Origin of the sequence: Pyrodictium occultum (genome assembly GCF_001462395.1) — an archaeon.
GTDB classification, from domain to species: domain Archaea; phylum Thermoproteota; class Thermoprotei_A; order Sulfolobales; family Pyrodictiaceae; genus Pyrodictium; species Pyrodictium occultum.
This window is the reverse complement of the sequence record NZ_LNTB01000001.1, coordinates 965,929-991,520: the sequence shown is the minus strand read 5'-3', so window position 1 is coordinate 991,520 and position 25,592 is coordinate 965,929. Positions and strand designations below refer to the sequence as shown.

General features: G+C 66.2%; 21 protein-coding genes and 1 tRNA gene. 11 read left to right on the top strand and 11 right to left on the bottom strand.

The annotated features are described in order from the left end of the window. Positions 1–79: 79 nt before the first annotated feature. Positions 80–2,158, top strand: coding sequence for a V-type ATP synthase subunit I (locus CF15_RS05240; RefSeq protein WP_058370847.1), 2,079 nt, complete (start codon positions 80–82; stop codon positions 2,156–2,158). 186 nt (positions 2,159–2,344) lie between these two features. Here CF15_RS05240 and CF15_RS05235 read toward each other — a convergent pair whose 3' ends face one another. The 5 genes from CF15_RS05235 to CF15_RS05215 form a co-directional block, all read right to left on the bottom strand. Continuing rightward, positions 2,345–3,358: a V-type ATPase subunit gene (locus tag CF15_RS05235; RefSeq protein ID WP_058370846.1), complete on the bottom strand. Its 1,014-nt coding sequence runs from the start codon at positions 3,356–3,358 to the stop codon at positions 2,345–2,347. Then, the gene (locus CF15_RS05230; protein ID WP_058370845.1) at positions 3,355–3,696 is read right to left on the bottom strand and encodes a hypothetical protein; all 342 of its coding nucleotides are present in this window, start codon (positions 3,694–3,696) and stop codon (positions 3,355–3,357) included. Before CF15_RS05230 ends, CF15_RS05235 begins: the two co-directional genes overlap by 4 nt. 68 nt (positions 3,697–3,764) lie before the next feature. Beyond that, positions 3,765–5,075 (bottom strand): cyclic 2,3-diphosphoglycerate synthase, encoded by a 1,311-nt coding sequence (locus CF15_RS05225; RefSeq protein ID WP_058371409.1) that lies wholly within the window; start codon positions 5,073–5,075, stop codon positions 3,765–3,767. A 90-nt stretch (positions 5,076–5,165) separates the two neighbouring features. Further along, complete coding sequence (locus tag CF15_RS05220; RefSeq protein WP_058370844.1) at positions 5,166–6,434, bottom strand: hypothetical protein; 1,269 nt, start codon at positions 6,432–6,434, stop codon at positions 5,166–5,168. A gap of 69 nt (positions 6,435–6,503) precedes the next feature. Beyond that, entirely contained in the window at positions 6,504–6,782 is a 279-nt protein-coding gene (locus CF15_RS05215) for a hypothetical protein (protein WP_058370843.1), read from the bottom strand. 87 nt (positions 6,783–6,869) lie between these two features. On the opposite strand from CF15_RS05215, the gene CF15_RS05210 reads away from it, so the two are divergent. The 5 genes from CF15_RS05210 (at position 6,870) to CF15_RS05190 (ending at position 14,290) form a co-directional block, all read left to right on the top strand. Beyond that, positions 6,870–9,059: a CDC48 family AAA ATPase gene (locus CF15_RS05210; protein ID WP_058370842.1), complete on the top strand. Its 2,190-nt coding sequence runs from the start codon at positions 6,870–6,872 to the stop codon at positions 9,057–9,059. Between the two features lie 424 nt (positions 9,060–9,483). Further along, entirely contained in the window at positions 9,484–11,232 is a 1,749-nt protein-coding gene (locus tag CF15_RS05205) for a cytochrome ubiquinol oxidase subunit I (RefSeq protein ID WP_236698142.1), read from the top strand. Between the two features lie 136 nt (positions 11,233–11,368). Beyond that, on the top strand, positions 11,369–12,718 hold the full coding sequence (locus CF15_RS05200; RefSeq protein ID WP_058370840.1) for a cytochrome ubiquinol oxidase subunit I: 1,350 nt from the start codon (positions 11,369–11,371) through the stop codon (positions 12,716–12,718). 169 nt (positions 12,719–12,887) lie between these two features. Further along, complete coding sequence (locus CF15_RS05195; protein WP_236698141.1) at positions 12,888–13,727, top strand: serine protein kinase RIO; 840 nt, start codon at positions 12,888–12,890, stop codon at positions 13,725–13,727. After that, the gene (locus tag CF15_RS05190; protein ID WP_058370838.1) at positions 13,658–14,290 is read left to right on the top strand and encodes a KH domain-containing protein; all 633 of its coding nucleotides are present in this window, start codon (positions 13,658–13,660) and stop codon (positions 14,288–14,290) included. Before CF15_RS05195 ends, CF15_RS05190 begins: the two co-directional genes overlap by 70 nt. A 139-nt stretch (positions 14,291–14,429) precedes the next feature. Here CF15_RS05190 and CF15_RS05185 read toward each other — a convergent pair whose 3' ends face one another. Next, positions 14,430–14,774, bottom strand: a complete 345-nt coding sequence (locus CF15_RS05185) for a translation initiation factor aIF-1A (RefSeq protein WP_058371408.1) — start codon at positions 14,772–14,774, stop codon at positions 14,430–14,432. Positions 14,775–15,243: 469 nt separating this feature from the next. On the opposite strand from CF15_RS05185, the gene CF15_RS05180 reads away from it, so the two are divergent. Beyond that, a complete protein-coding gene (locus CF15_RS05180) occupies positions 15,244–15,705 on the top strand; it encodes a hypothetical protein (protein ID WP_058370837.1) in 462 nt (153 codons plus the stop codon). A 240-nt stretch (positions 15,706–15,945) separates the two neighbouring features. Here CF15_RS05180 and CF15_RS05175 read toward each other — a convergent pair. Continuing rightward, a tRNA-Pro gene (locus CF15_RS05175) sits at positions 15,946–16,062 on the bottom strand. Positions 16,063–16,537: 475 nt separating this feature from the next. On the opposite strand from CF15_RS05175, the gene CF15_RS05170 reads away from it, so the two are divergent. Then, positions 16,538–16,756, top strand: coding sequence for a hypothetical protein (locus CF15_RS05170; RefSeq protein ID WP_058370836.1), 219 nt, complete (start codon positions 16,538–16,540; stop codon positions 16,754–16,756). A gap of 108 nt (positions 16,757–16,864) precedes the next feature. On the opposite strand, the gene dcd is transcribed toward CF15_RS05170, so the two are convergent. Then, positions 16,865–17,395, bottom strand: a complete 531-nt coding sequence (gene dcd / locus CF15_RS05165) for a dCTP deaminase (RefSeq protein WP_058370835.1) — start codon at positions 17,393–17,395, stop codon at positions 16,865–16,867. A gap of 64 nt (positions 17,396–17,459) precedes the next feature. Next, positions 17,460–18,182, bottom strand: a complete 723-nt coding sequence (locus CF15_RS05160; RefSeq protein ID WP_058370834.1) for a biotin--[acetyl-CoA-carboxylase] ligase — start codon at positions 18,180–18,182, stop codon at positions 17,460–17,462. Between the two features lie 141 nt (positions 18,183–18,323). Between CF15_RS05160 and CF15_RS05155 the strand changes: the two genes are divergently transcribed. Beyond that, positions 18,324–19,808 (top strand): acetyl-CoA carboxylase biotin carboxylase subunit, encoded by a 1,485-nt coding sequence (locus CF15_RS05155; RefSeq protein WP_058370833.1) that lies wholly within the window; start codon positions 18,324–18,326, stop codon positions 19,806–19,808. Then, positions 19,780–20,244 carry an acyl-CoA carboxylase biotin carboxyl carrier protein subunit gene (locus CF15_RS05150; RefSeq protein WP_058370832.1) on the top strand — a complete coding sequence of 155 codons (465 nt, stop codon included), beginning with the start codon at positions 19,780–19,782 and terminating at the stop codon, positions 20,242–20,244. Before CF15_RS05155 ends, CF15_RS05150 begins: the two co-directional genes overlap by 29 nt. Here CF15_RS05150 and CF15_RS05145 read toward each other — a convergent pair. Together CF15_RS05145 and CF15_RS05140 are read right to left on the bottom strand one after the other, a co-directional pair. After that, entirely contained in the window at positions 20,241–21,797 is a 1,557-nt protein-coding gene (locus CF15_RS05145; protein WP_058370831.1) for an acyl-CoA carboxylase subunit beta, read from the bottom strand. The genes CF15_RS05150 and CF15_RS05145 overlap by 4 nt on opposite strands. A 30-nt stretch (positions 21,798–21,827) precedes the next feature. Next, positions 21,828–22,940: a M42 family metallopeptidase gene (locus CF15_RS05140; RefSeq protein WP_058370830.1), complete on the bottom strand. Its 1,113-nt coding sequence runs from the start codon at positions 22,938–22,940 to the stop codon at positions 21,828–21,830. A gap of 93 nt (positions 22,941–23,033) precedes the next feature. Here CF15_RS05140 and CF15_RS05135 point away from each other — a divergent pair, with 93 nt between their 5' ends. Then, positions 23,034–25,190, top strand: coding sequence for a GNAT family N-acetyltransferase (locus tag CF15_RS05135; protein WP_058370829.1), 2,157 nt, complete (start codon positions 23,034–23,036; stop codon positions 25,188–25,190). The last annotated feature ends 402 nt before the right edge of the window (positions 25,191–25,592 follow it).

Genomic DNA, 25,592 nt, shown 5'->3' with positions numbered 1-25,592 from the left:
GAACTATGATATTTAAATATTGCAGTAACGCTGAGGGCCGGCGGGAGGAAGGGTAGCGCGCCGGCCGCGGTGAGGCTGCATGGCCGCGTCCACGCTCATAGCCCAGCCCACCAGCCCGGTGTCGGTGATAGTGGCTAGGGAGGCGCTAGCCGACACCCTCAAGCTGCTGGCCGAGTGCGGCTGCCTCCACCCGGAGCCCCTCGAGGCGGAGGGGGCGCTCTCGCAGACCCTACGCCACCTGCGCAGCGAGCTGGAGTCGCTGGCGCAGCGGCTCCTCGAGCTCCTGCGCGCCGCTGAGGAGGCTGGGGCGGGCGCCGCCGAGGGGGAGCAGGTTCTCAAGATCAGCCGTGAGGCCGACATCGGGCTCTCTAGGCTCCTAGGCGAGATAGACAGAGCTGTGAGGGACGTGGAGTCGCTTGTGGAGAGGCTCTCCCAGCTCCGGAACCCCGAGTCCGAGCTGGCCGAGATGCTGGCCGCGCTGGAGGCCTACAGCTTCATAAACATCGATATCGAGGCGTTGAAGAGGAACAGCTACATACGGGCCAAGGTCTACCGCGTCCCCCGGGGCTCAGTGGCGGGCTTCATAGCCGACCTTGAGGCAATCGGAGCCATAGCAGGCCTCCATGCCACCGGGATAGAGGAGGGAATGGAGACGGTTGTGGTCGCCTACCCCACATGGCTTGAGGCGGAGGTCGGCAAGGCCGCTCTCCGGAGCAGGGCAGTGCCCCTAGAGGTGCCCGAGGGCCTGCCGAGAATCCCCGCCGAGGCCATAAGCAGGGTGCGCAGGGAGCTGGAGGAACTGCCCCTGGCTCTCCGGCGCCACGCCCCCAGGATCCGGGAGGCGCTCGTAAAGGTTGAGGCTGCCAAGAGGCTGCTCAGCCTCCTCGAGGCCACCCGTATAACCAGGCTGCTCGCCGTGATCAACGGGTACATCGCCCCCGGGAGGGAGGGAGACCTCGAGGAGGCCCTCGCCAGCCTGGGCGGGGGCTACACGGCCCTGGTGTACGAGGAGACCGGGGGAAGCAGGGGCCACGGAGGAGAGGCCGGGGAGAAGCTGCCCCCGAGCTACTTCAGGGTTAGCGAGAAGCTGGCACCCTTCGCCAGCCTACTCGAGATGGCCGGGTACCCGAGGCCCCGCGAGTTCGTGCCAGCGGTGCTGATGGCCTTCACGCTGCCCCTAGTCTATGGCCTCATGTTCCCCGACATGGGTCACGGCCTCGTCCTGCTGCTGGCCGGCTACTACCTCTTCTACAGGAAGATGGGTGATAGGAACAATGGCCGACTACTCATGCTGTTCGGCGCGGTAGCCATGGCCACCGGCTTCCTCGCCGGCGAGTTCTTCGGCCCCCTGCCGGCAGTAGCCGGCTGGCTGAACGCCATATGGCATGGCCACCCGCCGCTGGCCAGCCCGCTACACCCCTTCGCCGAGGAGCTGGCGGCGGGGACGGCGGGCGAGAACCTGGCCGGAGAGGCCACGCTGCTCATATACAATGCAATCTACCTCTCGGTGGCGCTTGGAGCCCTGCTGATGGCGCTATCCTCCTGGGTCTCTGTGGCCAACGGCGTGTTGATAGGCGACAAGGAGATAACCGCAGTGGGCCTCGGCAAGGCCCTAGTGTTCACCGGTATAGCGGTAGTCTTCCTTGTAGGCGGTGCCGTGGGTCATGGGGCTACCCCGCTGGAGAGGGCTGGATCGGTGCTCTACGATGCAGGCCTGGCCCTCGTGCCTAAGACGAGCCTGGGCATGGCGGCGAGGCTGATGGTTACCATAGGCCTCCTGCTGGCGCTGGCGGCGCCGGCGCTCTTCGGCCACGGCTCCGCGGGGGAGAGGGTTATGAACGGTATAGTGGAGGCCTTCGACATACTGCTCATGGCTATAGGCAACACGGCATCCTTCATGCGAATAATGGGCCTAATGCTGGCCCACAGCGGCCTCATGTTCGGCTTTGCTATACTAGCGGTGGTCGGCGGCCCGGTACTAGGCGGTATAGCCTACATCTTCGGCAACATACTAGTGATAGGCCTAGAGGCGCTGGTTGCCTACGCGCACTCGCTGAGGCTCCACTTCTACGAGATGTTCAGCAAGTTCTACCTCGACGGCGGCAGGCCCTACACGCCAGTGAAGCTGCCGGAGAACGTGAGGCTGGTGGTTGAGTAGAGAGGCCGCGGGAGGGCCAAAGGAGGCATCTCCCGGCCCTGGGCCCAGCCCCTTTTTATCTACAGGGTGGCAGGAGGAGGCCGCCCTTTTCTCCCAGGAGGTGGGGGAGGCGCCCGGGCCCCTGCCGATAGGGGGCTGGGGGCAGTCTCTAAAGGCGCGCGGATCCCCGGCAGGGGAAGGGAAGTCCTAGAAGGAAAGGAGGCCCGTCACTATGCTCTTGGGCTGCCTGCTGTAGCCCGCCAGGGCTATGGCTATGGCGTCCTCGGCGTCGAGGAGGAAGAGCTCGGCGAACCCCGCGACCACGTCGAGGGAGAGGGGCTCCCTGATGAAGATGGTCTTGGCGCTCGCCCTGTTCTCCCTGCGCCTGCTGGCTATGAAGGCCTCCAGGGCTGATAGGCCCTCGCTGGGCCCGGTGCCCGCAGCCTCTAGGAGTATGTTCTCCACGGATTCCGCGTCGCTGGCCTCTATCGCGTCTATGAGCTTCCTCCTGGGGAGCTTGTAGGTGTCGAGCACGCTTGTGTAGAGCGAGACAGTGCTCTTGTCGATGCTCGCCGCCACGAGCGTGGCGGCGGCGCGGGCGGCGTAGATGTCCTGCCGGGCGCCTACTATCTCCCTCCCAGCCTCCGTCCTAACGGCCCTCCTCGCCCTGTTGAATGCCTGGAGCAGCTCTAGCTCCACCGCCACGCTGAGAAGCTTGGCGTCCCTCGCGCGCTGGAGAAGCTTGGCGGCCTCGCTCATCCCCGCCGCCGCTAGCACCGCCGCGGGGTCCGCGCCCTCCTCCGCCTGCCGGCGCGCGGCCGCCGTCTCCGGCGCCTCGGGGTGGATGAGCTCGCCCGGGGAGGGAGGGGCCTCGCCCTGCAGCCTCCTCCTGGCTATAAGCTCCACGTCGCGGGCCACTACCACGAGGCGGTAGGCGTGGTAGACCGCCTCCGAGTAGCCGGGGGTTCTGCCCCTCAGCGTCTCGAGTGCATCCATGTAGTAGCGGAGGGCGGCCCTCTCTACCGCACCGGGCTCCAGCCTCTCCCCTGCCGGGGGGAGGTAGCGGGCCAGCTTCGTGGCCCGGAAGAGCTCGAGGGTGGCCTCGTCCCCAGTGTACTGGGCCAGGAGCGCCCGGAGGTCGTCCTCGTAGCTGAGGGTCTTCCCGACCATAGCCTTGGAGTAGAGATACTCAGCGCCAAGACCTTCGTAGCTGAGCCTCAACCACGCACCACCCTTGCAAGCAGGTTTAGTGCCTCCTCGACAGCCCTCTCCCGGTTCCTCTCGATCCTATCCCGGAGGCTGCTAAGCTCCCGCTCCTCCCTCTCACGGTACTCCTTCTCCAGCCTCTCCAGCTCCTTCTCGAGCTCCTTCTCCAGTCTCCTCCGGTACTCCTCAATAATCTTGTCCGTCTCCTCGGCCAGGCTACGCGCCATCTCATCCGCCTTGGCCAGGAGCCTGGCGGCGTCGCCGCCCAGCTCCTCCTCTATCTTCTTAAGCTTCTCCTCGGCCTCGGCCACGGCCTGGAGAAACTTGTTGATAACGCTGGCAGCCTCGGCCAATGCCGACCCCAGGGTTGAGGTGTAGCCGGCTCCGGCGCTATTTAAAGGATGTCCATTAGGGCCTCGGGCTAGGCCTCCGGGACCGGGTGGCGCTCGAGCAGCCGGTCTATCATGTCCCTGGGGGTCGGGCCCTCCAGCACCTTTATCTCGTAGCTCACCCTGGCCACCGGCTTGTTGAGGCTCAACATACTCTCTATCCTAGCCGGGCTCGCGACCACTATGGCGTCGGCTGGGACGCTGTTGAGCGTCTCCTCCAGGCTCCGGAGCTGCTCCCTGGTGTACCCTGTCGAGGGAACCACCGGGCCAATGTGGGGGTACCGCCTATACATCTCCTTTATCACGCCGGTTGCGTAGGGCCTGGGGTCGATGATCTTGGCGCCGAGCTTCCTGGCGGCGACGTAGCCGGCCCCGTAGGGGGCTCCGCCGTGGGTTACGGTGGGCGAGTCCTCGACCACCACGACCCGCCTGCCCTCGACGAGGTCTGGCTTGTCGACGTTAACCACCAGATCGGCTACGGCTATCTCGAGCCTCGGGTTTATGCGGGTCAGGTTCTCCCTCACCTTCTTCACGTTGTCCTCCCCGGCCTCGCTTGCCTTGGTTATCACGGCTATCTCTGCCATCCTCACGTTGACCTCTCCGGGGAATGTGGAGTACTCCATCCCCGGCCGGAGGGCGTCGGCCACCACGACCCAGAGGTCGGGCCGTATGAAGGGCCAGTCGTTGTTGCCCCCGTCCCATACTATCACGTCGCCGAGCCGCTCCGCCTCCCTTAGCACGGGGCCATAGTCTATGCCGGCTAGCACCGGTGTCTCGAGGTCGAGGTATGGCTCGAACTCCTCCCTCTCCTCGACCGTCAGGGGGTACTTGGAGAGGTCCTCGGGCTCCACTATCACTATGAGCTTCCGGGCCTCGAGGTCCCCGTACGCCATCGGGTGCCTCACTACCACGGGTGCCAGCTGCCTGGACTTTATCTCCCGGACCAGGGCTCTGGAGAGCGTGCTCTTACCAGCACCGGTCTTCACGGCGGTGACGGCTATCACCGGCTTGTAGCTGGCGAGCATGGTATCGCGGGGCCCTACTATGCGGAAGCTCGCCCCCGTCGAGAGGGCCAGGCTCAGCAGGTGGCCCAGCTCCTCGTAGGTGAGGTCGCTATAGGCTAGGACCACCTCGTCGACCGCCTGCTCCCTCACTATCTCCGGGAGGAGCTTCTCAGGGTAGATGGGGATCCCGTGGGGGTAGCGGTGGCCGGCGAGACTGGGAGGGTAGCGGCGCCACTCGATCCCAGGTATCTGGGCGGCGGTGAAGGCGACGACCTCGTAGCCGGGGTTGTCGCGGAACACTGTGTTGAATACGTGGAAGTCGCGGCCGCCAGCGCCCATTATGACTACTCTGCGCTTAGCCAAGGTTACGCTGCACCGGGCTACCCATGAGGCGGCCTGGGGGTTAAACGCTGGGAGCCGCCCCGGGGCTTAGAGCCTGTCCACCCTCACCCCGAGCATCTCTGCCGCGGCCGTCAGGGCGTCGACCCAGTCCCCGGGCACCATCACATAGTGGTTGCCTATGCTCTCGCGGAGGAGCCTTTCCGCGTCGCCCTCTAGCCTCACCCAGACCTGGGTCCGGCAGTGGAGCTTGCTCCGCGGCTCCCCCTCCATCACGGTGCCGCGGGCCACCCGGAGGAGCTCAAGCCCCGGGTCTAGCCTGGCGAGGGTCACCGTGCTCCCCCGGGGCATGGTCACCGCGACGCCCACCCCCATGCCGGTCTCGAAGTGGGTCCTCAGCATGTAGGCTGGGCCGAGGCTCCTAGCGGCGGTGCAGTGGGCTAGAAGCACCCGGCCCCCATCTATGGCGGCGGGGTTGGCCATGAACCCGGGCCTGCCCGAGGCCCAGCTGGCAAGCATCATGGCCACCGTCGTGGGCACGTCGCCCTCGCAGCCCGCCACCACCCCGCTGTCGTTGAACAGGGAGAGGGCGAGACATGCCGTCGTCTTCAGCCGGGGTATGATCTCGAAGCACTCTATCGTGAAGGCGTCGAGCCTCCTCCTCTCGACAATCCTGCGGAGCGCCTCGTAGACCCGGAGGGCCCTGGCCACCTCCTCCCTCGGCACCTCGACGGCCGCGGCGCCCCCCAGGATCCTCTCGAGCAGCTCCCCGCCGGGCTCCGCCTCCTCGAACTCCCTGTAGAGCTCCTCCAGCGGGACCTCCACCAGCTCCACGCCGAGCCTCTCCCGGAGCCTCCCTGGCTCAACCCTGCTGTAGACAAGCCAGGGGCTGGGCTCTCCCACGAGGCCTAGCCTGCTCCCCCGGAGCCTGGAGGCTGCCCGGAGCCCGGCTAGGCCCTGCTCCAGCCTCCTCCTCGCGCGCTGGTCGCGGGGGTCGAGGCTCGGGAGGAACACCGCCGAGGCCCCGAGGCGGCGGGCCAGCGGGTAGACCTCGAGGAGCGCTGGCAGGCTGTTCGCATAGGGATGAGCTACCAGGAGCGCGGGGCCCCTGAGCGCCCGGAGCCCCTCGAGGACTATGTGCTCGGTGCCCCCCGTCGAGACCACTATGGCCGCGGAGCCGCAGCCCCGCAGCTTCTCCGCCGCCTCCTCCGGGGAGGCGGCCACGCCGAGGTCGCGCAGCCCCGAGGCACCCATGGAGGATGTGCTGGCCCGGAGCCCCTCGAGGAACTCCCTGCTATGGATGGGTGAGGCCGCGTAGAGCAGGCAAGGCTCTCCGCCCCGGCCGCGGGGAGCTGTCAAGGCTCAGGGCTCCTCCGGGCTGGCACCCCGCCCCCGGGGGCTGATAGGGCCGGCGGCGGCTCCTATCAGCTATGTGGCGGTGGGAGGGGCTAGGCCGGCGCGCTGGGCAGCTGCCTCCAGGAGGAGCAGGAGGCTGGCCACACCCCTGCAGCTTGAGGCCAGCCTGGGCAGGGGCTCCGGGGGCTCCACCCCCGCCTCCTCTAGGAGCAGCGCCGCCTCCTCCAGCGGCGGCTCAGCCCCCTCCGCCAGGTCGCAGAGCCCCGACAGCCTGGCCAGCCTGCAGAGGAGCCTGGCGGTTACCCGGAGCGCCTCACCCAGGCCCAGGCACGCCTCGTACTGGTCCTCCAAGCCCCCGGGCGCCCTAGGGGGCCGTGGCCAGAGCCACCACTATATAACCCTAGGTTCATCCTTCCCATACCACGGGTGCGTAGAGTAATGGCGTCCGAGATACAGCTCCGCGTCGCCGAGGCCAGGAGCAGGGACGTGGGGAGGAAGATAGCGAGGATAAGCAGGGAGGCCATGGCTAAGCTCGGCGTAGAGGTAGGCGACTTCATCGAGATCGAGGGCCCCAAGGGCGTCGCGGTGGCGCAGGTCTGGCCCCTCCACCCGGGCGAGGGCGACTCAAACATGATAAGGATAGACGGCTTCATCAGAGAGGCAATCGGCGCCAGCATAGGCGATACGGTCACGGTTAGGAAGGCAGCCAACGTGCAGCCCGCAACCAGGGTAGTGCTCGCCCCCACCGAGCCGATAAGGTTCAGCAGAGACTTCGTCGAGTACGTAAAGGAGTACCTGATAAGGAAGCCGGTGGCCCGCGGGGAGACCATCATCGTCCCGGTGCTGGGCAGCGGCCTCAGGCTAGTGGTGGTTGCAACCCAGCCAGCCCAGTTCGTCTACATAACGGAGCAGACTGACTTGGAGATAAGAGAGGAGCCGGTGAAGGAGGAGAGGCTCCGCCGCGGCATACCCAGGGTGACCTGGGAGGACATAGGAGACCTCGAGGAAGCCAAGGAGAAGATAAGGGAGATAGTAGAGCTGCCGATGAAGCACCCGGAGCTGTTCAAGCACCTGGGCATAGAGCCGCCCAAGGGCATCCTCCTCTACGGCCCGCCCGGCACCGGTAAGACGCTGCTAGCTAAGGCCCTGGCCAACGAGATAGGCGCCTACTTCATAGCCATCAACGGGCCGGAGATAATGAGCAAGTACTATGGCGAGAGCGAGCAGAGGCTCCGCGAGATCTTCGAGGAGGCCGAGAAGAACGCGCCGAGCATCATATTCATAGACGAGATAGACGCGATAGCGCCGCGCCGCGAGGAGGTAACAGGCGAGGTGGAGAAGAGGGTAGTGGCGCAGCTACTAACCCTGATGGACGGGCTCAAGAGCCGCGGCAGAGTGATAGTGATAGGCGCAACCAACAGGCCCGAGGCGCTCGACCCAGCCCTCCGCCGCCCAGGCCGCTTCGACCGCGAGATAGAGATAAGGCCGCCCGACAAGAGGGCCAGGAAGGAGATACTCCAGGTACACGTCCGCAACATGCCGCTGGCCGAGGACGTGGACCTCGACAAGATCGCGGAGATGACCCATGGCTACACCGGCGCGGACCTAGCGGCGCTGGCCAAGGAGGCCGCTATGAGCGCCCTGAGGAGGTTCATTAAGAGCGGTAAGATAGACCTCAACAAGCCGATACCAGCCGAGGTCCTCAAGGAGCTCAAGGTGACTATGGCGGACTTCCTCGAGGCTATGAGGTATATACAGCCCAGCCTCATAAGGGAGATCTACATCGAGGTTCCGGAGGTCCACTGGGGGGATATCGGTGGGCTTGAGGATGTTAAGCAGCAGCTCCGCGAGGCTGTGGAGTGGCCGCTCAAGTACCCCGACGTCTTCCGGCGCATGGGGATAACGCCGCCTAAGGGTGTGCTGCTCTTCGGCCCGCCCGGCACCGGTAAGACGCTACTCGCTAAGGCGGCCGCGACGGAGAGCGGTGCGAACTTCATCGCCGTGAGGGGCCCAGAGGTGCTCAGCAAATGGGTGGGCGAGAGCGAGAAAGCGATACGTCAGATCTTCCGCCGCGCTCGCCAGGTAGCCCCGACAATAGTCTTCTTCGACGAGATAGACGCGATAGCGCCGGCCCGCGGCATGAGGCATGACACCAGCGGGGTCACCGACAGGATTGTGAACCAGCTGCTGACAGAGATGGATGGCATAGTGCCGCTCAGCAACGTGGTTGTGATAGCCGCCACGAACAGGCCGGATATACTCGACCCGGCCCTCCTGCGGCCCGGCAGGTTCGACAGGCTGATCTACGTGCCGCCGCCGGACCGGAAGGCCAGGCTCGAGATACTCAGGATACACACCAGGAAGATGCCACTAGCAGAAGACGTAGACCTAGAGAAGATAGCGGAGAAGACCGAGGGCTACACCGGCGCAGACCTCGAGGCAGTCTGCCGCGAGGCGGCAATGATAGCGGTGAGGGAGGCCTTCCGGAAGGGCGCTAAGCCATTATCCACGGTGGTGAGGATGGAGCACTTCGAGAAGGCGCTGAAGGCTGTGCAGCCCAGCCTAACGCCGGAGGATATAAGGCGCTACGAGAGGCTCGCCAGGGAGCTCAAGCGCATGGTGCTCTAACCCCCTTCCGCTAGGGTATCTGTTTTCCTCACCCCTGCCCCTCTAGCCCCGGGCTCCTTGCCCAGGCCCGGGAGGCCCTAGGGTGCTGTCCTAGGCCTCTACTGCCCCCTTCTAGTGCCGGGACGCCTCTCTGGAGGCCCCCGGGGGAGAGGCTCACCTTCTAACGTGTACAGGGTGATGCTGTGAGCCGGGCGTTTTGGAAAATTATGTACAATAACATGTTTGATAGAGCGGCTTCGCGTGGCGTTTCAACAAGCATAATACACGATTCTACTCTATCATAGTACAAGTAACGGTTATGTTTAAAATAGGGCAACCAAGACTTTTCGTACGTAAATGGTGCATTGGAGAAAAGGGAGCGGTATGAGGAGGGGCTGCGGCCATGGCAGGCGTTGCATACTGGTCCGGGTACCCTCTGCCCGGTATGAGGCTACTGTCATTCATTGGTGTCGACTTCCACTGGGATATACTGCAGTACGTGCTCGGCCTGCCATTCATGACGTTCCTGGCGCTGCTGCTCTACCTGCGGAGCCGCGACGAGGACTGGATGAGGCTAGCCAGGACCCTAGCCAAGGGCTTCATACTAGTGTTCGCCGTAGGCGCTGCCACGGGCACCGCCAGCGAGTTTGGCCTAGTGCTGCTGTGGCCCAACCTGACGGAGGCGGCGGGCCGCTACATCTACTTCCCGCTATATATGGAGATATTCGCCTTCATGATGGAGGTAATATTCCTCTACATGCTATGGTACGGCTGGAATAGGATATCTCCAAAGGCTCTAGCGGTGGTGGCATTCTTCGGCTTCCTCGGCGCCTGGTACAGCGCCAGCATGATTATCAGCGTGAACAGCTTCATGGTGGCGCCCACCGGCATACTACCCGCCTACGAGCCTGACGGCACCTACCTCTACAGCCAGGGCTACCCGAAGCTGGCCATCTACCTGCCCAAGGATGTGGCCAAGCTACTTGACATAAAGAAGCTGGCGGCCGCTGGCGTCGAGGTGCTCGGCGACGCAGGCGACTCCTATAAGGTGGCGATACCGGTTAGGGTCGTGCAGCAGCTAGTGCGCGAGGCCTTCACCGGGGTGGCGCTCAAGGACAGCATACTCGTCAAGGGCGGCTTCGTCAACGTGAAGGCTGTGGAGCAGCTGTCCCCAGAGCAGCTCCGTCAGCTCGCCGAGCACCTAGGCCTGCCGAGCAGCAACCTGCTAGCCTCCGGCAGTGATCCGGTCAAGACGCTGCTGCAGGTGCCGGTGTTCAATGTCCTAGACTACATAGTGATGACCACTGTAAGGCGTGTAGGCTACATGTCCATAACCTTCAAGAGCCCTGTGTACCTGGCAAGCATAGCCCATACCCTGGGCGCCGGCCTCACGGTGTCCGGCTTCACCGTGATGGCTGCCTACGCCCTCCGGCTTCTAAGGATGCCGGAGAACGCTGACCCCAGGTACCGCCGCTACGTCGAGAAGGCCTTCAAGTTCGCCACAATATTCACGCTGATAGCGATAGTCTACCAGGGCTTCATAGCGGGCCACCTAATGGGTGAGGCGGTGGCCGAGTACAACCCCGAGAAGTTCGCCGCCATGGAGGGTACCAGCCAGCACATACTGAGCCTCTCAAGGCTACTAGGCACTGATAAGATAATGCCGCTTATAGCCTACGGCTCTATGAACGCTAAGCTGCCCGACTACGACAAGATACCCAGGGACTACTGCATCTGTAAGCTGGCAAACACGCCGCCGGTGCAGGACTGCAGGCCGCCGATAATGATCCACTACATCTACTACGCCAAGGTAGGGCTAGGGATACTGCTCGGCCTCTACGCAGCCCTCATGACCCTGGTGGTGCTGCGCGACCGCTGGGGCTTCGCGGACGCGCTGCTCAACATACTGCGTATACGCGGCAAGTACCCGAGGACGCTGCTAGCCTCCGCCATAGTGGCTGCCGCCGTGGCGCAGCTGGTGAGCACCATGGGCTGGGTTGTCAGGGAGGTTGGCCGCAAGCCGTGGAGCATATACGGAATGATGACTGTCGACGTTGCCGGCACGGCCAACCCGCCGCCGGCATGGGAGCTGGGCCTAGTGGCTGCCTACTTCCTCATAATGCTTGGTGCCCTGGTGTACGCGGTATACAGGATACTCTGGCTGCCCGGCAAGCCGGAGAAGTTCACGGCCTAGCGCCTCACCAGCCCTTGACGCTCACTCTTCTTTTTACTACTTGCTGTAGCTGCTCTATGCATTGAGCCTCTAACGTATATTTTTTAACACCCTAAATATGCTAGATAAGTGTGTAGCCATGGAGAGGGGAGATGGGATGGTAGGGATAGCGCCAGCCTTCCTGGCAATAATGTTCGGAGCCCACATAGTGATGGTTAACCTTGGTATCGGGCTGGCCTGGCTGGTGCCCTACCTGAAGTGGAGGGCTGACCGGGGCGAAAAGGAGCTGGAGGGGCCGGCGAGGGAGCTCATGAAGTTCTACGCCGCCACATACGGTGTCGCGGGCGTCTTCGGCACAGCGTATACAGTGTTCCTGCTGAGCTACTACCCCAAGTTCCTGGGCTTGGCCGGCCATATAACGCTGATACCCTTCGGCATAGCGATACTCGCGATAATACTGCACTTCTTCAGCATAGCAGCCTTCTGGTACGGCTGGGACCGCTGGAGCAGGGCCGCTCACCACTTCATAGGCCTGCTGCTCGGCATCTCGGCGCTTCTAATACCCCTAGGGTTCCGCGCCGTCTTCGCATTCCTCAACATCCCGGCCGGCCTCGGCTACGACCCGGTGCACAACAAGTTCTACCTCGACGTCGGCGCCGCCCTGACCAAGAACCCGACCTACTGGCCGCTCTACCTGAAGAGCATAGCAGCGGCGTTCGCTGCCACCCTAAGCGTTGTGGCGGGCGCATACGCCTACAAGGCGTTCTTCCGCGCCAAGAGCGAGGAGGAGAGGAGGGCCGCGCTCCGCGTGGCGAGGATGACAGCCACCCCCGCCATAATAGCGCTGGTTATAACAGCCCTCTTCGGCGTCTGGTACGCTGTATCCCTGCAGAACGTACCCTATAAGTTCAACAACGTGTTCGCCAGCCTCGGCTGGAAGACTGCTGACGGCAAGGTCTACTACAACATGTCCTGGCTCTTCGTGCTTAAGATGGTGTTTGCCAGCATACAGCTGATAGCCCTGGCTGTCGCTATACCCGCGCTGGCCGCTGGCAGGATGAGCCCCGGCAAGGCCAGGTTCCTGCTGCTCGGCGGCATACTGGGCTTGCTCACCATACTGGCGGGCGAGTACCTCAACGCGTTCAGCCAGTACCCGTTCTTCATAGCGGTCTGGCCCGACGTGCTGACCGGCAGGGTGCCGGTGTCGGCTCTGCCGCAGTTCGGCATACAGGTGCTCAAGGAGGCCCTGCCCAGGGTTGTCGAGGCTGTGAACTCTGTGGTGCTGCTAGACGATGGGCCCACGGTGAAGAGCATACTCGCCAGCATGGGCATCGAGAAGTACTTCAGCCTACAAGAGGTTACCAACAGCATGGCCGTCGATAAGGGAGTGGTAACTATGACTGTAGTATTCCTATCGGCGCTGGCGATCGCACTAGTGTACCTCTTCTACGTGCTACTGGCCCCGGAGAAGCCCAGGCAGGAGCAGCTGGCAGCAGCCAAGTCCTAGGAGGAGTGGGGCCAGTGGCCGCTGGACCTCTAGCCCCCCTTTTTCCTACTCTGCGCCCCCCAGGGTGCTCCACTCTTCTTCCGCTCATGCATGGTAAGGGATAGGAGGGGCTGCACCACCAGTATCCCCCGCGGGCGTCTCTGGCGGGTGCCGGGCCTGCAGCTGGCTGGTGGAGAGGGGTGTTGCTGGGCTGGGTGGTAGGCGGTACAAGCGGCTGAAGGATAAGGACCTCTTCGAGACCGTGGAGGAGGTCTGGGACCGGCAGACGCTGCTAGCAGCCTACGAGGTCATGAGGAGGCTCCGGCTCGACCGGTTTGCAGGCGTGCTGAGCGCTGGCAAGGAGGCCCGGGTCTACCGCGCAGTGGGCCGGGATGGGCGCGAGTACGCTGTAAAGATATATCTCACGGTCACAGCGGAGTTTAGGAAGAGCATCCAGAAATACCTGCTCGGCGACCCCAGGTTCGAGAACGTGGATACCAGTAACACGAAGAAGCTGTTCTTTGCCTGGGCCCGGAAGGAGTACCGGAACCTCCGGAGGATGTACGAAGCCGGGGTCCGAGTCCCCAGGCCCTACCTGGTGTACCAGAACATTATCGTGATGGAGTTCCTGGGCCGCGGGGGGCTGAGGGCGCCCACGCTGCACGAGATAAGGCACGAGCTGGACGCGGAGCTGGCCGAGAGGCTCGCGCGGGAGGCGCTGGAGCAGTACATGAGGATCTACTGCTGTGCCAGGCTTGTCCACGCGGACTACAGCGAGTACAACCTAGTCTACTTCGACGACCGGCTCTACGTGATAGACGTGGCGCAGGCTGTGTCGCTGGAGCACCCTAACGCCCAGGACTTCCTGCGCCATGACATAGAGAACATATACAGGTTCTTCGCCCTCCAGCTAGGAGTGGAGCTGCCCGAGCCAGAGGAGCTGGTTAGGCGGGTGGTAGCATGCAGGACACAGTGCCCCGGGAAGGAGAGGAGGGAGGACAGGGGGCAAGGGCAGCGCCAGGCCTCCTGAGGCTCTACGCGCGGCTACCCCCGGACCGGATAGGGGTGTTCATAGGGGAGGGCGGTAGGGTCAAGACGGAGGTGATGAGGAGGACCCGGACGAAGATAACGGTTGACAGCAGCACCGGCATGGTCATCATCGAGCCCGAGGCGCCGGACGTGCCGCCCTACATGGTTATGAAGGCCCAGGAGGTGGTGCGCGCCATAGCATACGGATTCAGCCCGGAGAAGGCTATGAGGCTCCTCGAGGACGACCAGGTGCTCGTAGTCATAGACCTCAAGCAGTACGTAGGCGATGCACCCAACCACCTCCAGAGGGTCAAGGGGAGGATTATAGGGGAGAAGGGGAAGGCCAGGAAGACCATAGAGGAGATGACCGGCACATACATATCGGTCTACGGCAATTACGTGGCGATTATAGGGGACTTCGAGACGGCGAACATAGCCAAGCAGGCTATAGAGATGCTTATCCAGGGCAGGCAGCACAGCACAGTATACAGGTTCCTGGAGCGCACAATGTTCAGGCTGCGCAGGACCCGTATGACGCAGCTCTGGGAGCCGCCCCAGCCCTAGCCCCCATCGGGCGTGAGGAGGGCCAGGATAGCCGACCCTCCAGTGGAGGCACAGCCTCCAGGAGCAGGGAGGGGATGAGGTATCTCCTGAAGGCCGAGGCCCCCCTTGGGTAAAAACACTGCTCCCCTGCTCCAGGCTTCTATGCCAGCTCCTCGGACAGTTCGAGCAGCTCCTGGGGCACCAGGCCCTTCTCGACCAGCTTCCTCAGCTCCTCCTTAGTGTAGCGGTACACCACGTCAGCCCGGTCGGGCTTGAAGTCCCAGGGCGCCGCCAGCACTATGTCGCCCTCCCTCATCCACATGCGGCGCCTTAGGCTGCCCGGGATCCTCGCCTTCCTCTCCACGCCGTCCTGGCAGCGTATCAGCAGGTGGTCGGCGCCCAGCACCCTCACCACGACGCAGAGTATGGTGCCCTCCTCCTTGCTGGGCAGGGGGATCTCCTTCCTGCTTTCCTCCCCGCCGCCTTTCCTCCTCTTCTTCGCCAGGGCAGCCTCACCCTTCAACCCTTGCCTACGCCTACACGCCCCTGATTGGTATCCTAAGGAGCCTGGGCGCCGGGGCTCTATTAAGTAGATTAGGCCCTCCCCGGGGCCCCCTGGGGCCGGCCCGGGGTGGCTGGGAGGCTTCTGCTCCTCCGCGTATTCCTGGACACCGGCAGCCTGCCCGGGGGAGGCTACTACTCCCCACTCCACCGGGACCTGGGCTGCGCAACCCTCATCCCGGTGCCCGAGACCCTAGCGGAGAGGGCGAGCCCCGACACCCTCCCCTGGCTCGCCAGGGACCAGTGCACTGGGAGACCCCCTGGCAGGCTTCCTCCCCAGCGACGCCTGGTGGCTGCTCCACAACGATCCCCGGCTGGACCTCGGCTTCTACACCGACTACCCCGCGCCCCGGGGCAGGCTGCCCCGGCGGCTGGGGAGGGGCGACGTAATCGGCTTCATAGCGGGGCTCGCCGTGTACGCTGAGGGCTTCTGGAGCAGGCCCAGGAGCCTGGGGGAGATACGCCGCGCCTTCCGCCGCGCAGCCGCCGAGGGCAGGGCGGGGGTCTACCTGGTGGGCCTGCTAGAGGTCCGGGAGATCCTCGACGCCTCAGAGCAGGGCTGGGCCGCGATACTCCAGAGGCATCCGGAGCTGCGCCACAGCCCCCACCTGCTCCGGCCGGGGGACAGGCCGGCGGCGGTGACGGGGAGAGGCCTCCTCGTGCACCCGCCGGCACCACTCTCCGAGCCCGGGCCGGGGCCCCAGGCCCAGAGGCCAGCGAGGCTGCTCCAACGCCTCCTGGGGGCCAGCGCGGCGGAGGCCCTCGCTAGGGGCAGGTACCGGCGCTCAAGGATCGTGGACCGGAGCCTGGACGAGGTGGCCGAGCTGCTCCGGGAGGAGGGCCACCGGGTCCTGGAGCTCTCCACGCCTGCCTAGGGGCTAGAGTACGGGGGGATGGAGGCGCCTGGGGAAGCGGGCTAGGCACGCACCTCCGCCACTATCGCCTCGGTAGTGTACTGCACGAGGTGTGTAATCGCCGGCAGCCCATAGAGAAGGGTTAGGAAAGTCCGGAGTACTACGTGGTGTGATTGTGAAGTGTCTTGTGAAGTCTCCTAGGCCGCTGTGCTTTCCGGGGAACGCTGGGCCCTGTAAGGCCGGGGGACTCCCCGGAGAGAATGGTGGGGCCGCCGGGATTTGAACCCGGGACCACCAGCGCTCTGGCGCCCGCCCCCGCGCCGGGGGCGGCGGGGTGCGTCCCCAGGCTGGCATCCTACCAAGCTAGACGACGGCCCCGCCCAAGCCCGTGTTAGAGTATCGCGGAGCTCCGGGCCGGGGTTTATTTAGACTACTACCCTCGGCGTGTTTTGCCGACGGCTTCCAGAAGGGCCGAAGTTTAATGTCTTTATAGGGCAGTTCCCACCAGTGTGTGCCAAGGGGGCCTGCCAGAGGCGGAGCCGGTAAGGAATGCCGCCGACGTCGTTAAGAGGCTTAAGGAGAAGCTTAGAGAGCTCAACATGGATCCAGGCTGTATATCCATAGGTGGCGCTGGTGAGAGAAACAGCTTATGGGTTATAGAGTTAACGTGTTCGAGAGATACGTAGCCGAGGACGGAAGGATACCGTCTCTTAAGAGCAGGTTCCTGCTCGCCGGGGTTGCTCTACGAGCCTCGTAGACACGCCGGCTCTCTACGAGAAGCCGCTGCGCAGACGCTACATCCAATACGGGGAGCTAAAAACCGGAGGCGGCTTGTGAGGGCAGGCGAGCTACCATGGTCCATGGTGCTTACCATGCTCTCCATGATATCGCTGCTCCTTGGCGGCAGGCCCTGCGGCGCCACCAGGAGGCCAAGATGCTCGTAAAGACGAGGCTGGCCACGCTCTATGAGAGCCTCTATGGCAGGACCCGGCCTGCTCGTGGCCTCTTCGAGGCTCTGGAGCAGCTCCCGCCAACTTCTACCACGAGTTCCTGGACTCTAAGCAGCTTCTAGACTACCTTGGCGCCGGCGAGGAGCTTGCCACAATACTGCGCGACATGCTTTGCGTGCTTGCGGCTCGCCGGGGGCGGCTCCAGGCGAGCCCCGTGCGCGTAAACCTCTCTAATCCATCTTGGGTGGTGTTACGCCGCGCTGGCCCTGGTACTTGCCCCTGTAGGGCCTGGCCACGGGGCTGGTGGTCTTCACGAAGACTACGTGTAGGAAGCGGTGGCCGGGGTAGAGCTTGACGGGGAACCCGCCGCCCACTATCTCGACGGTGACCTGGCCGCAGAACCCCGCGTCTATCACGGTGGGCGGCACGAAGAGCCCCAGGCGTGCGAACGTGCTCCTCACGTTCACGAGGCCGACGAGGTCGTCGGGGAGGCACACCTCCTCCAGCGTGGTCGCCAGCACATGCTCCCCCGGCGCCACGACGAAGCCGTGGTCGGGGTCCACCTTCCTGCAGTCGTAGTAGGCGCTGGGGTCGATCTCCCCCCGGGTGTCCAGCGTCGGCGCGTCCCCCCGGAACCTGCAGACCTCACCGCCCAGCCTCAGGTCCACACCATTCTCCCTGACAGTATCCTCCGAGAGCGGCTCGATGCGCAGCAGCCCCTTATCCAGGTACCAGTATATGTCGCGGTCGGAGAGGATCACCGCCCACGCACCCCTCTACTACAGTTATCACCCTCGTGCGGGGGCAGGGCTGCTCCGGCCCCGTCTACACCCGGCTAATACCGCGGCGATGGGGTTTGCCGTCCCTGCTCCAGCCTAGCACCCGGCAGCAGTAGACCTCGCGGAGGCCGTGGGTGGTCTCCAGGAGCAGGGCCCCGGTGCCCGTGATCCCCCTCGCCACCCCTGCCGCCGGGCCCCAGGGGGTCTCCACCTCGACCCATGCGTCCCGGAGCACGTCCCTCTCCCGGGCCTCCCCGAGGCAGCGGCCCGGGTCCCGGGCGGCATCGAGCACCGCCTCCACAACGGCCAGGTATACCTCGGCCAGGGGGCCCCGGTAGCCCAGGTCCGCGAGCCTCGCGGCGCCCCTGGGGGCCTCGTTGTACACGTTGACCCCCACCCCTATCCTCAGCGCTCCGCCCCTCTCCTCCACGAGCACCCCGGCGAGCTTGCCCCGGTACGTGTAGAGGTCGTTGGGCCACTTCACCTCTATGGAGCCGGGCCCGGCGCCGGCTAGGTTCTCAAGCCGCGCGGCCAGGCAGCCGCCCACGGCCACGGGCAGCCGGGGGCCCGCGGCAGCGCCGGCGGGGAGGCTTATGGTCAGCCATGCTCCCCCACGGGGGCTTAGCCAGGCCCCTGTGCGCCCTCTCCCCCTTGTCTGCGTGAGCGCTGCTACAACGCCGGGGAGCCCGGGGGGCTCAGCGTCCATGGTGGAGGGGAGGGCGTCGTAGACCTCTATGGGGAGGTGTGTGAGGATGACGTGGAGCACCACTCTTCCCAGCCCCCCGTATATAAGCCTTATCTACGACTGCCGCCGTACACCGGTTTCGCCAGCCGCCTTAAGCTTTATATTTTTAAGTATTGGGAGCCCTCGCTCGGTTGTGAAGAATCCAGCCGCAAGGGTGCCGGCGCCGTGGCTAAGAGGGTGCTCATAGCAGCCCGCGGCGAGGTTGCCATCCGCGTCGCCCGCGCCGCCAGGGAGCTCGGCTGGGAGCCCGTCACGATCTACGAGGAGGACGACCGCGCCAGCCCTCACGTCGCCGCCGGCGTGCTCGCGCTCCCGGTTAGGAGCTACACCGACCCCGACTCGATAATAGAGGCGGCGGTGAAGGCTGGCGCGGACGTGCTCCACCCGGGCTATGGCTTCCTCTCCGAGAGCCCCGAGTTCGCCGAGAAGGTGCTCAGCGCTGGCATCTCATGGGCCGGGCCAAGCCCCAAGGCCATGAGGATGCTGGGCGACAAGACGGGCGCCAAGCAGCTGGCGGAGAAGCTCGGCGTGCCGACCCTTCCCTGGTGCAGGGCCCGGAGCCCCCGGCAGGCCGAGGAGTGCGCCAGGAGGCTCGGCTACCCCGTGGTGATCAAGGCGTCGCGGGCCGGCGGCGGCAGAGGGATGAGGGTGGCCAGGCGGCCCGGGGAGGCGGCCCGGCTCTACAGGCTCGTCTCGCTGGAGGCCGAGCTCGGCTTCGGCGGCGCCGGCGAGGTCTACGTGGAGCGCTACCTCGAGAGGCCCCGGCACATCGAGGTCCAGGTCCTCGGCGACGAGGACGGCGCGCTGCTCCACCTATACGAGAGGGAGTGCAGCCTCCAGCGCCGCCGCCAGAAGGTGGTGGAGGAGGCCCCGAGCCCGCTGGCGGAGAGGCGCCGGGGGCTGCGGGAGAGGCTCATAGACTACGCGCTCCGGCTCGCGGAGCACGCGGGCTACACCAGCGCCGGCACCATAGAGTTCGTGGTCGACGGCAGGGGCGAGGCCTACTTCATAGAGGCCAACACGAGGCTCCAGGTCGAGCACGGGGTGACCGAGGAGGTCACCGGAGTGGATATGGTGAAGATGCAGCTCCTGGTTGCGGCGGGCTCCCGGCTCCCCATAAGCCAGCGGGATGTGAGGCTCCACGGCTGGGCGGTGGAGGCCCGCGTCTACGCGGAGGACCCCTGGGCAGGGTTCCAGGCATCCGAGGGCGTGGTCACGAGGTACCGGGAGCCTAGGGGCCCCGGGATACGGGTGGACTCGGGGATAGCCGAGGGCGTCCCGGTCTCGAGCCGCTACGACACCCTGCTCGCCAAGGTGATAGCCCGGGGGATGGACCGGGGCGAGGCGGTGGCGAGGCTCCGGGCGGCGCTCGGCGACATGGTCGTAGCGGGCGTCGAGACCAACCTGGACCTCCTACGCGCCGTAGTCGATAGCCCCTGGTTCGCCGACGGCGAGTACGACACCGCCACCCTGGAGGAGAGGCTCCCCGAGCTCCTCCGCCAGGCCGGCGAGAGGCGGGCCCTGGCAGCAGCTATAGCCTCGGGCCTCCGCGGCGTGGCCCGGCTCCCCGGCCCCCGGGCTCCGGCAGCCGCATTCTCCACGGCAGCGGTGGTAGCGGGCCATGGATGGCCCTGGCCGCCCTGGAGCTAGGCTGCTTGAGATCCGGGAGACCGCGCCCGGGGTCTACGAGGCCAGGCTCGAGGTCGGCGGCCGCGTTCTCACGGTGAGGGCGCGCCTCGTGGGGGATGTCCTGGAGACCCCTTACGGCAGTTACCATCTCCCCTCCCTGCTGTCCCGCGGCCACGCCGCCGGGGCGCAGAGGGGCCGCCGCAGGGAGGAGTGGCTGGTCCAGCTCGACGCCGGCGGCGTCCTCCGCGCCAAGCTCCCGGTGAAGGTTGTGGAGGTGAGGGTGAGGCCTGGGGACCGGGTCGAGGAGGGCCAGGTGATAGTCATCCTGGAGACGATGAAGATGGTTAACGAGGTCCACTCGCCCTGCAGGGGCGTGGTAGAGGAGGTGGCTGAGCCGGGCCGGGGCCTGGCCCGGGGCGAGCCGCTGGCCAGGATAAAGTGTCTGGGGGAGGGCTAGAGGGGTATGTTGCCGTGCTTCCTCCGGGGCCTCTGCTCCCTCTTCCCGAGCAGCACCGATAGGGCGTTGTAGAGCTTCTTCCTCGTCTCCCGGGGCTCTATAACATCGTCTACGAGGCCTAGCTCGGCCGCCCGGTAGGGGTTGAGGAAGGTCCTGCGGTACTCCTCGGTCAGCCTGCGGCGCAGCTCCTCCGGGTTCTCGGCGGCCGCCAGCTGGCGGCGGTAGAGGATCCTCACCGCGGCCTCGGCGCCGAGCACAGCTATCTCGGCGGTGGGCCAGGCCAGCACCAGGTCGGCGCCCATAGAGCGGCTCCCCATAGCTATGTAGGCGCCGCCGTAGGCCTTCCTGAGCACCACAGTTATCTTGGGCACAGTGGCCTCGGCGTAGGCGTAGAGCATCTTCGCCCCATGCCTTATTATGCCTCCATGCTCCTGGCTCGTCCCCGGCATGTAGCCCGGCACGTCTACGAACGTCACTATAGGGAGGTTGAAGGCGTCGCAGAACCTTACGAAGCGGGCCGCCTTGCAGGAGGCGTCGATGTCTATAGCGCCGCTCATTACCAGGGGCTGGCTGGCGACGACGCAGACGGGTATCCCGCCTAGCCTGGCGAAGGCGGTCACTATGCTGGGGCCCCACTCGGCCTGCACCTCGAGCAGGCTGCCCGTATCGAATACCCTCGCGAGCACCTCCCTCACGTCGTAGGGCTTCACCGGGTCCGGCGGCACTATCGCGTCCAGCTCCGGGTCCTCCCGGTCCACGGGGTCGCCCGTGTCAGCTATGGGGAGGGGGGCCTGGTTGTTGTCGGGGAGGTAGCTTAGCAGCCTCCGCGTAGTCTCGAAGGCCTCCTCCTCGCTGCCCGCCCTGAAGTGGGCCACTCCGCTCCTCCCGCTGTGCACCCTCGCTCCTCCGAGGCTCTCGAAGTCCACCTCCTCGCCCGTGACCTCCCTCACCACGTCGGGCCCGGTCACGAACATGTAGGTTATCCCGTCGACGACTATGGTGAAGTCCATGAGGGCTGGGGCGTAGGCCGCCCCGCCGGCGGCGGGGCCGAGGACCAGGGAGATCTGGGGCACGACGCCGCTTGCCTGGACTATCGCGTTGAGTATCCTCCCGACGCCGTGGAGCGCTGCGACCCCCTCCTGGATCCTCGCCCCGCCGGAGTCCCAGAGCCCTATCACCGGGACGCCGCTCTTCACGGCAAGCTCTATGGTCCGGACTATTTTCTCGGCGTGCATCTCGCCTATACTGCCGCCCATAACGGTGAAGTCCTGGGCGAATATGTAGACGGGGCGGCCGCCTATCCTCCCGAGGCCCGCCACCACGCCGTCGCCGGGGACACGGCTGCGATCGAGCCCGAAGAGGCTGCCCCGCGTGGAGACGAGCCAGCCTATCTCCTGGAAGCTGCCGGGGTCGAGGAGGGCCTCTATCCTCTCCCTCGCGAGCAGCTTGCCCCTCTCCCGCTGCCTCCTAGCCCTCTCCGGGCCCCCTCCCTCGAGGGCCCGCCTCCTAAGCTCCCGCAGCTCCCTCAGCCGGTCCTCGATGCCCGGCCCCATGCCGCCTTTCTCCCCGCGCACCGCCGGGGGCTAGGGCTTGAGCCTAGCCCCCCAGAGTATCTCGCGCTCATACCACTCCCGCGTCATTCTCCTCGTAGCGGCCTTCACCAGGCGGGCCGTGTACAGGGCGTCGCGGAGGCTCAGCAGCTCCACTGGGCTGTGGATGTACCTGGTCGGCACGGAGACTACGGCGCTGGGCACGCCCTCGCCGGCCAGCGCTATCGCCGCAGCGTCGGTGGTGCCGCCGGGGAGTATGCTGAGCTGGTAGGGTATCCCCTCGCTCCTGGCGGTCTCGATTAGGAGGCGGAGCATCTTAGGGTGGGCTATCAGCCCGGAGGCGCCGCGGCCGTCGGCCACGGTGAGCGCCGGGCCTCCCCCCACCACCGCCACCCGGTCTCTCGGCGCCACTCCAGGCACGTCGTTGGCGGTGGTGACGTCAACCGCTATAGCGGCGTCGGGCTGTATCTGCTGCGCCGCCACCCGGGCGCCCTTGAGCCCCACCTCCTCCTGCACCGCCACCACGAGGTAGACTGTGGGCTCGAACCCGTCTATCTCCTTGAAGGCTTTGATCAGCACGGCCACGCCGACCCTGTTGTCGAACGCCTTCCCCGTGACCCTGTCCCCCAGGAGCATGGTGGCCTCCCGGTCGAGGTCGACGGGGCTACCTATCCTCACGCCAGCCCTCTCCGCCTCCTCCCTGCTCGAGGCCCCTATGTCCACGAAGAGCTGGTCGAGCGGGATGACCTTATCCCTCTCCTCGGGCTTCATCAGGTGGGGCGGCTTGACCCCCACCACGCCGCGGATTATCCTCCCGTCGTCGGTGCGTATCCTCACCCTCTGGCCGGGGAGGACCCGCTCGCTCCACCCGCCGACGGGGGAGAGGTAGATGAAGCCCTTCTCGTCTATATCCCTCACGAAGAAGCCTATCTCGTCCATGTGGCTGTCCCAGAGCATCCTGATGCCTCCACGCTCCCCCCTCTTCACGGCTATGACGTTGCCCAGCCTGTCCACGCGGAGCTCGTCGGCAGCCTCCCGGAGCTCGTCGACCACTATCCCGCGTGCCTCGTCCTCGTAGCCCGAGACCCCGAAGGCGTCTGCAAGCCTCTTGAGGAGCCTGAAGAACTCCTCCGCCTCAGCCGCCACGGCTCCCAGGGCCTCCAGGCCTCCCCAGGCCGGGGCCCGAGCCTATTATGCCGGCCCGCGCCCCCAGGGGCCCCCGGGGAAGGGAGGGTAGGAGTGCCGCGTGTAGGCGTCTCAACGGCGCTCCGCGGCTGGCTGGATGAGCTGCGGGCCAGCGGCTACCGGGGCCTCGCCCTAGTCCACTCCGCCTCCCCGGTCTACGCGGCCGGGCTCCTGGCCAGGCTGCTTGGGGAGAGCTACAGCCACGTCACCTGCATCGCCCCGGGGGAGTACCGCCCCCTCCTCCGCGGCGACTGCGAGAGGCTCGAGAGCCCCGGGGCCATAGACAGGCTGCTGGGCACCGAGAACGATGCAGTGGTGCTCCTCATCCCAAGGCTGCTCCGCCCCAACCTCCTCGCAGCCGCGGCCGAGACGGTGCGCGGGGGAGGGGTGCTGGCCCTGGCGCTCCCGCCGCCCGAGGAGTGGAGCCCCGGGGGCGCGGGCACCGGGGCCTACCGCCGCTACCTCCTCAACCGGCTGGCCGCGGCCAGGTCCATATTCTGGGCCGACTACGACAGGGGCATAGTCTACCGCGAGGCCCTGCCCGGCGGCCGCGCCCGGGGGCCGCCGGGGCCCCAGGGCTACCAGGCGAGGAGCCCAGTCCACCGCAGGCTCCTAGAGGCGGCGGCGACCCTCGACCAGGCCCGGGCGCTGGACGAGATAGTCCTCCACTTCCGCTCCCGCGGCAGGAGCGTCCTGGTCACCGGGGACAGGGGCCGCGGCAAGTCCGGGTTGCTGGGGCTGGCCGCGGCGTACCTGGCCGCCAGCAGGATGGTGGGCTTCGTCCCAGTCACCGCGCCCCGGCCGGAGGCGGTGCAGAGCCTCTTCAGGGTGCTCGACGAGGCGCTCGACCGGCTCGGGGCCAGGCACTGGAGGGTAGAGAGGGGAGGCCTCGTACTAGGCGTCGCGGGCCCCTGGTTCCACTTCCGCTACCACACCCCGGACAGGGTGGAGCCCGGCGCCTTCACGATAGTGGACGAGGCCGCGGCGCTGAGGCCGCTCCGGCTCCGCCGCATAGCCTCCAGGAGCCCGAGGCTGCTAGCAGCCACAACGATACACGGCTACGAGGGCAGCGGCAGGGTGCTCGCCAGGATGGTGGAGGAGATCCTCCCCGAGCCCAGGCTGGTGGTGAGGCTCGAGCACCCCGTCCGCTACCCGCCGGGGGACCCGCTGGAGGAGTGGGTCTACGAGACCTTCCTCCTCCGCGCCGAGCCCGGCGAGCCCCCGCCCTGGCCCCCGGCCAGGCTGGAGCCGGTGGAGCTTGACCGCATGAGGCTGGCCGACGACTATGAGGCGCTCAGGCTTGTCTACGGGCTGCTGGTGCAGGCCCACTACCGCAACGAGCCCGACGACCTAGCGTTGATCCTCGACGCGCCCCACCACAGGCTCTACGCCCTCCTCGCCGACGGCACCCCGGTGGCTGTTGCCGACGCCTCGCTGGAGAGCTGGGACACTGCCTACGAGGCGAGGATAATGCCAGACCTCCTGGCCCAGTCGAGCCCCCTGGCCGAGAAGGCCCGGGGGGTCAGGATAGTGAGGATAGCCGTCCACCCCAGTCTCCAGCGCCGGGGGCTCGGCTCCACGCTGCTCCGCTACATAGAGGAGAGGGCGAGGGAGGTGGGCGCCGACTGGCTGGGCGCGGTCTTCGGCCGGCCCGGTGTCCTAGGCTTCTGGAGGCGTAACGGGTTCCAGGCAGTCTACGTCTCACCCCTCCCCAGCAGGGCGACCGGCGAGCACAACATAGCGGTGGCGAAGCCCCTCACCAGCCTGGGCAGGGAGCTGGTGCTCACGGCGGCGAGGGACCTGCTCCGCCGCCTCCTCCTGGCGGGCCACAGCCTCTACCGCGGCCTCCCCGTCGAGGCCTACGTGGAGCTGCTCCAGGGCTCCCCCGGGCTGGCCCAGGACGCCCTCGCAGACCCTAGCCCGGCGCAGCGCCGCCGGCTAGAGCTCGCCCTCAAGGGGGTGCTGGATGTGGAGGCCGTGCTCGACGCCCTCTGGCTCCTCCTGGTCAACCACCTGCTCCGCCGCGGGGGCCTCTGGGGCACCCCGCTGGAGCAGCGGGAGCGCCTAGTCCTGGCGGCCAGGGTGCTGCAGGGGAAGACCATGAGCGACATAGTGGCGGGGCTGCGCATCCCCCTGCAGGAGGCCAGGAGGGCCCTGCGCAGGGCCCTGGAGCTGCTCGCGGGCCCCGCCCAGAGCGGGGAGCCGGGCTAGGAGGCCCCCGCGGCGCCGCCCTCTGGCACGCGCCGGGAGGCATGAGGGGGCAAGGATAGAAGAGCCCTGGCCTCCGGGAGACCCTCGCGGAAGGTGGTGTCTTGCAGGCACCCGCCGCTCTGGGCGTCTCCATGCTTATCGGGCTGCTGGCCTCCGCCGCGGCGAGGGCGGGCTGCGGCCTCCACGTGGACGTGAAGACCCTGCTAGTGGAGCCGATGCCGGGCGTGGCCATGGGCTATAGGGTGCTCGTGACGGTGTGCACGGCGGGCGGGCAGGCCCCCAGGCTGGAGGCCAGGATGGGCCCCATACCGGTGCCCCTCCACGTCGAGAGGCTCAACGCCACCTGCATAGCCGCCTACACGGAGCCCGCTATCCCGCTCGGCGAGAGCCTAGAGATCATCG

Excerpts from the sequence above, each read along its gene's own strand:
- CF15_RS05240 (WP_058370847.1), top strand. The coding sequence starts at position 80 with ATGGCCGCGTCCACGCTCATAGCCCAGCCCACCAGCCCGGTGTCGGTG.
- CF15_RS05225 (WP_058371409.1), bottom strand. The coding sequence starts at position 5,075 with ATGGGCGCTGGCGGCCGCGACTTCCACGTATTCAACACAGTGTTCCGC.
- CF15_RS05210 (WP_058370842.1), top strand. The coding sequence starts at position 6,870 with ATGGCGTCCGAGATACAGCTCCGCGTCGCCGAGGCCAGGAGCAGGGAC.
- CF15_RS05205 (WP_236698142.1), top strand. The coding sequence starts at position 9,484 with ATGAGGCTACTGTCATTCATTGGTGTCGACTTCCACTGGGATATACTG.
- CF15_RS05200 (WP_058370840.1), top strand. The coding sequence starts at position 11,369 with ATGGTAGGGATAGCGCCAGCCTTCCTGGCAATAATGTTCGGAGCCCAC.
- CF15_RS05190 (WP_058370838.1), top strand. The coding sequence starts at position 13,658 with ATGCAGGACACAGTGCCCCGGGAAGGAGAGGAGGGAGGACAGGGGGCA.
- CF15_RS05170 (WP_058370836.1), top strand. The coding sequence starts at position 16,538 with ATGGTCCATGGTGCTTACCATGCTCTCCATGATATCGCTGCTCCTTGG.
- CF15_RS05150 (WP_058370832.1), top strand. The coding sequence starts at position 19,780 with ATGGATGGCCCTGGCCGCCCTGGAGCTAGGCTGCTTGAGATCCGGGAG.
- CF15_RS05145 (WP_058370831.1), bottom strand. The coding sequence starts at position 21,797 with ATGGGGCCGGGCATCGAGGACCGGCTGAGGGAGCTGCGGGAGCTTAGG.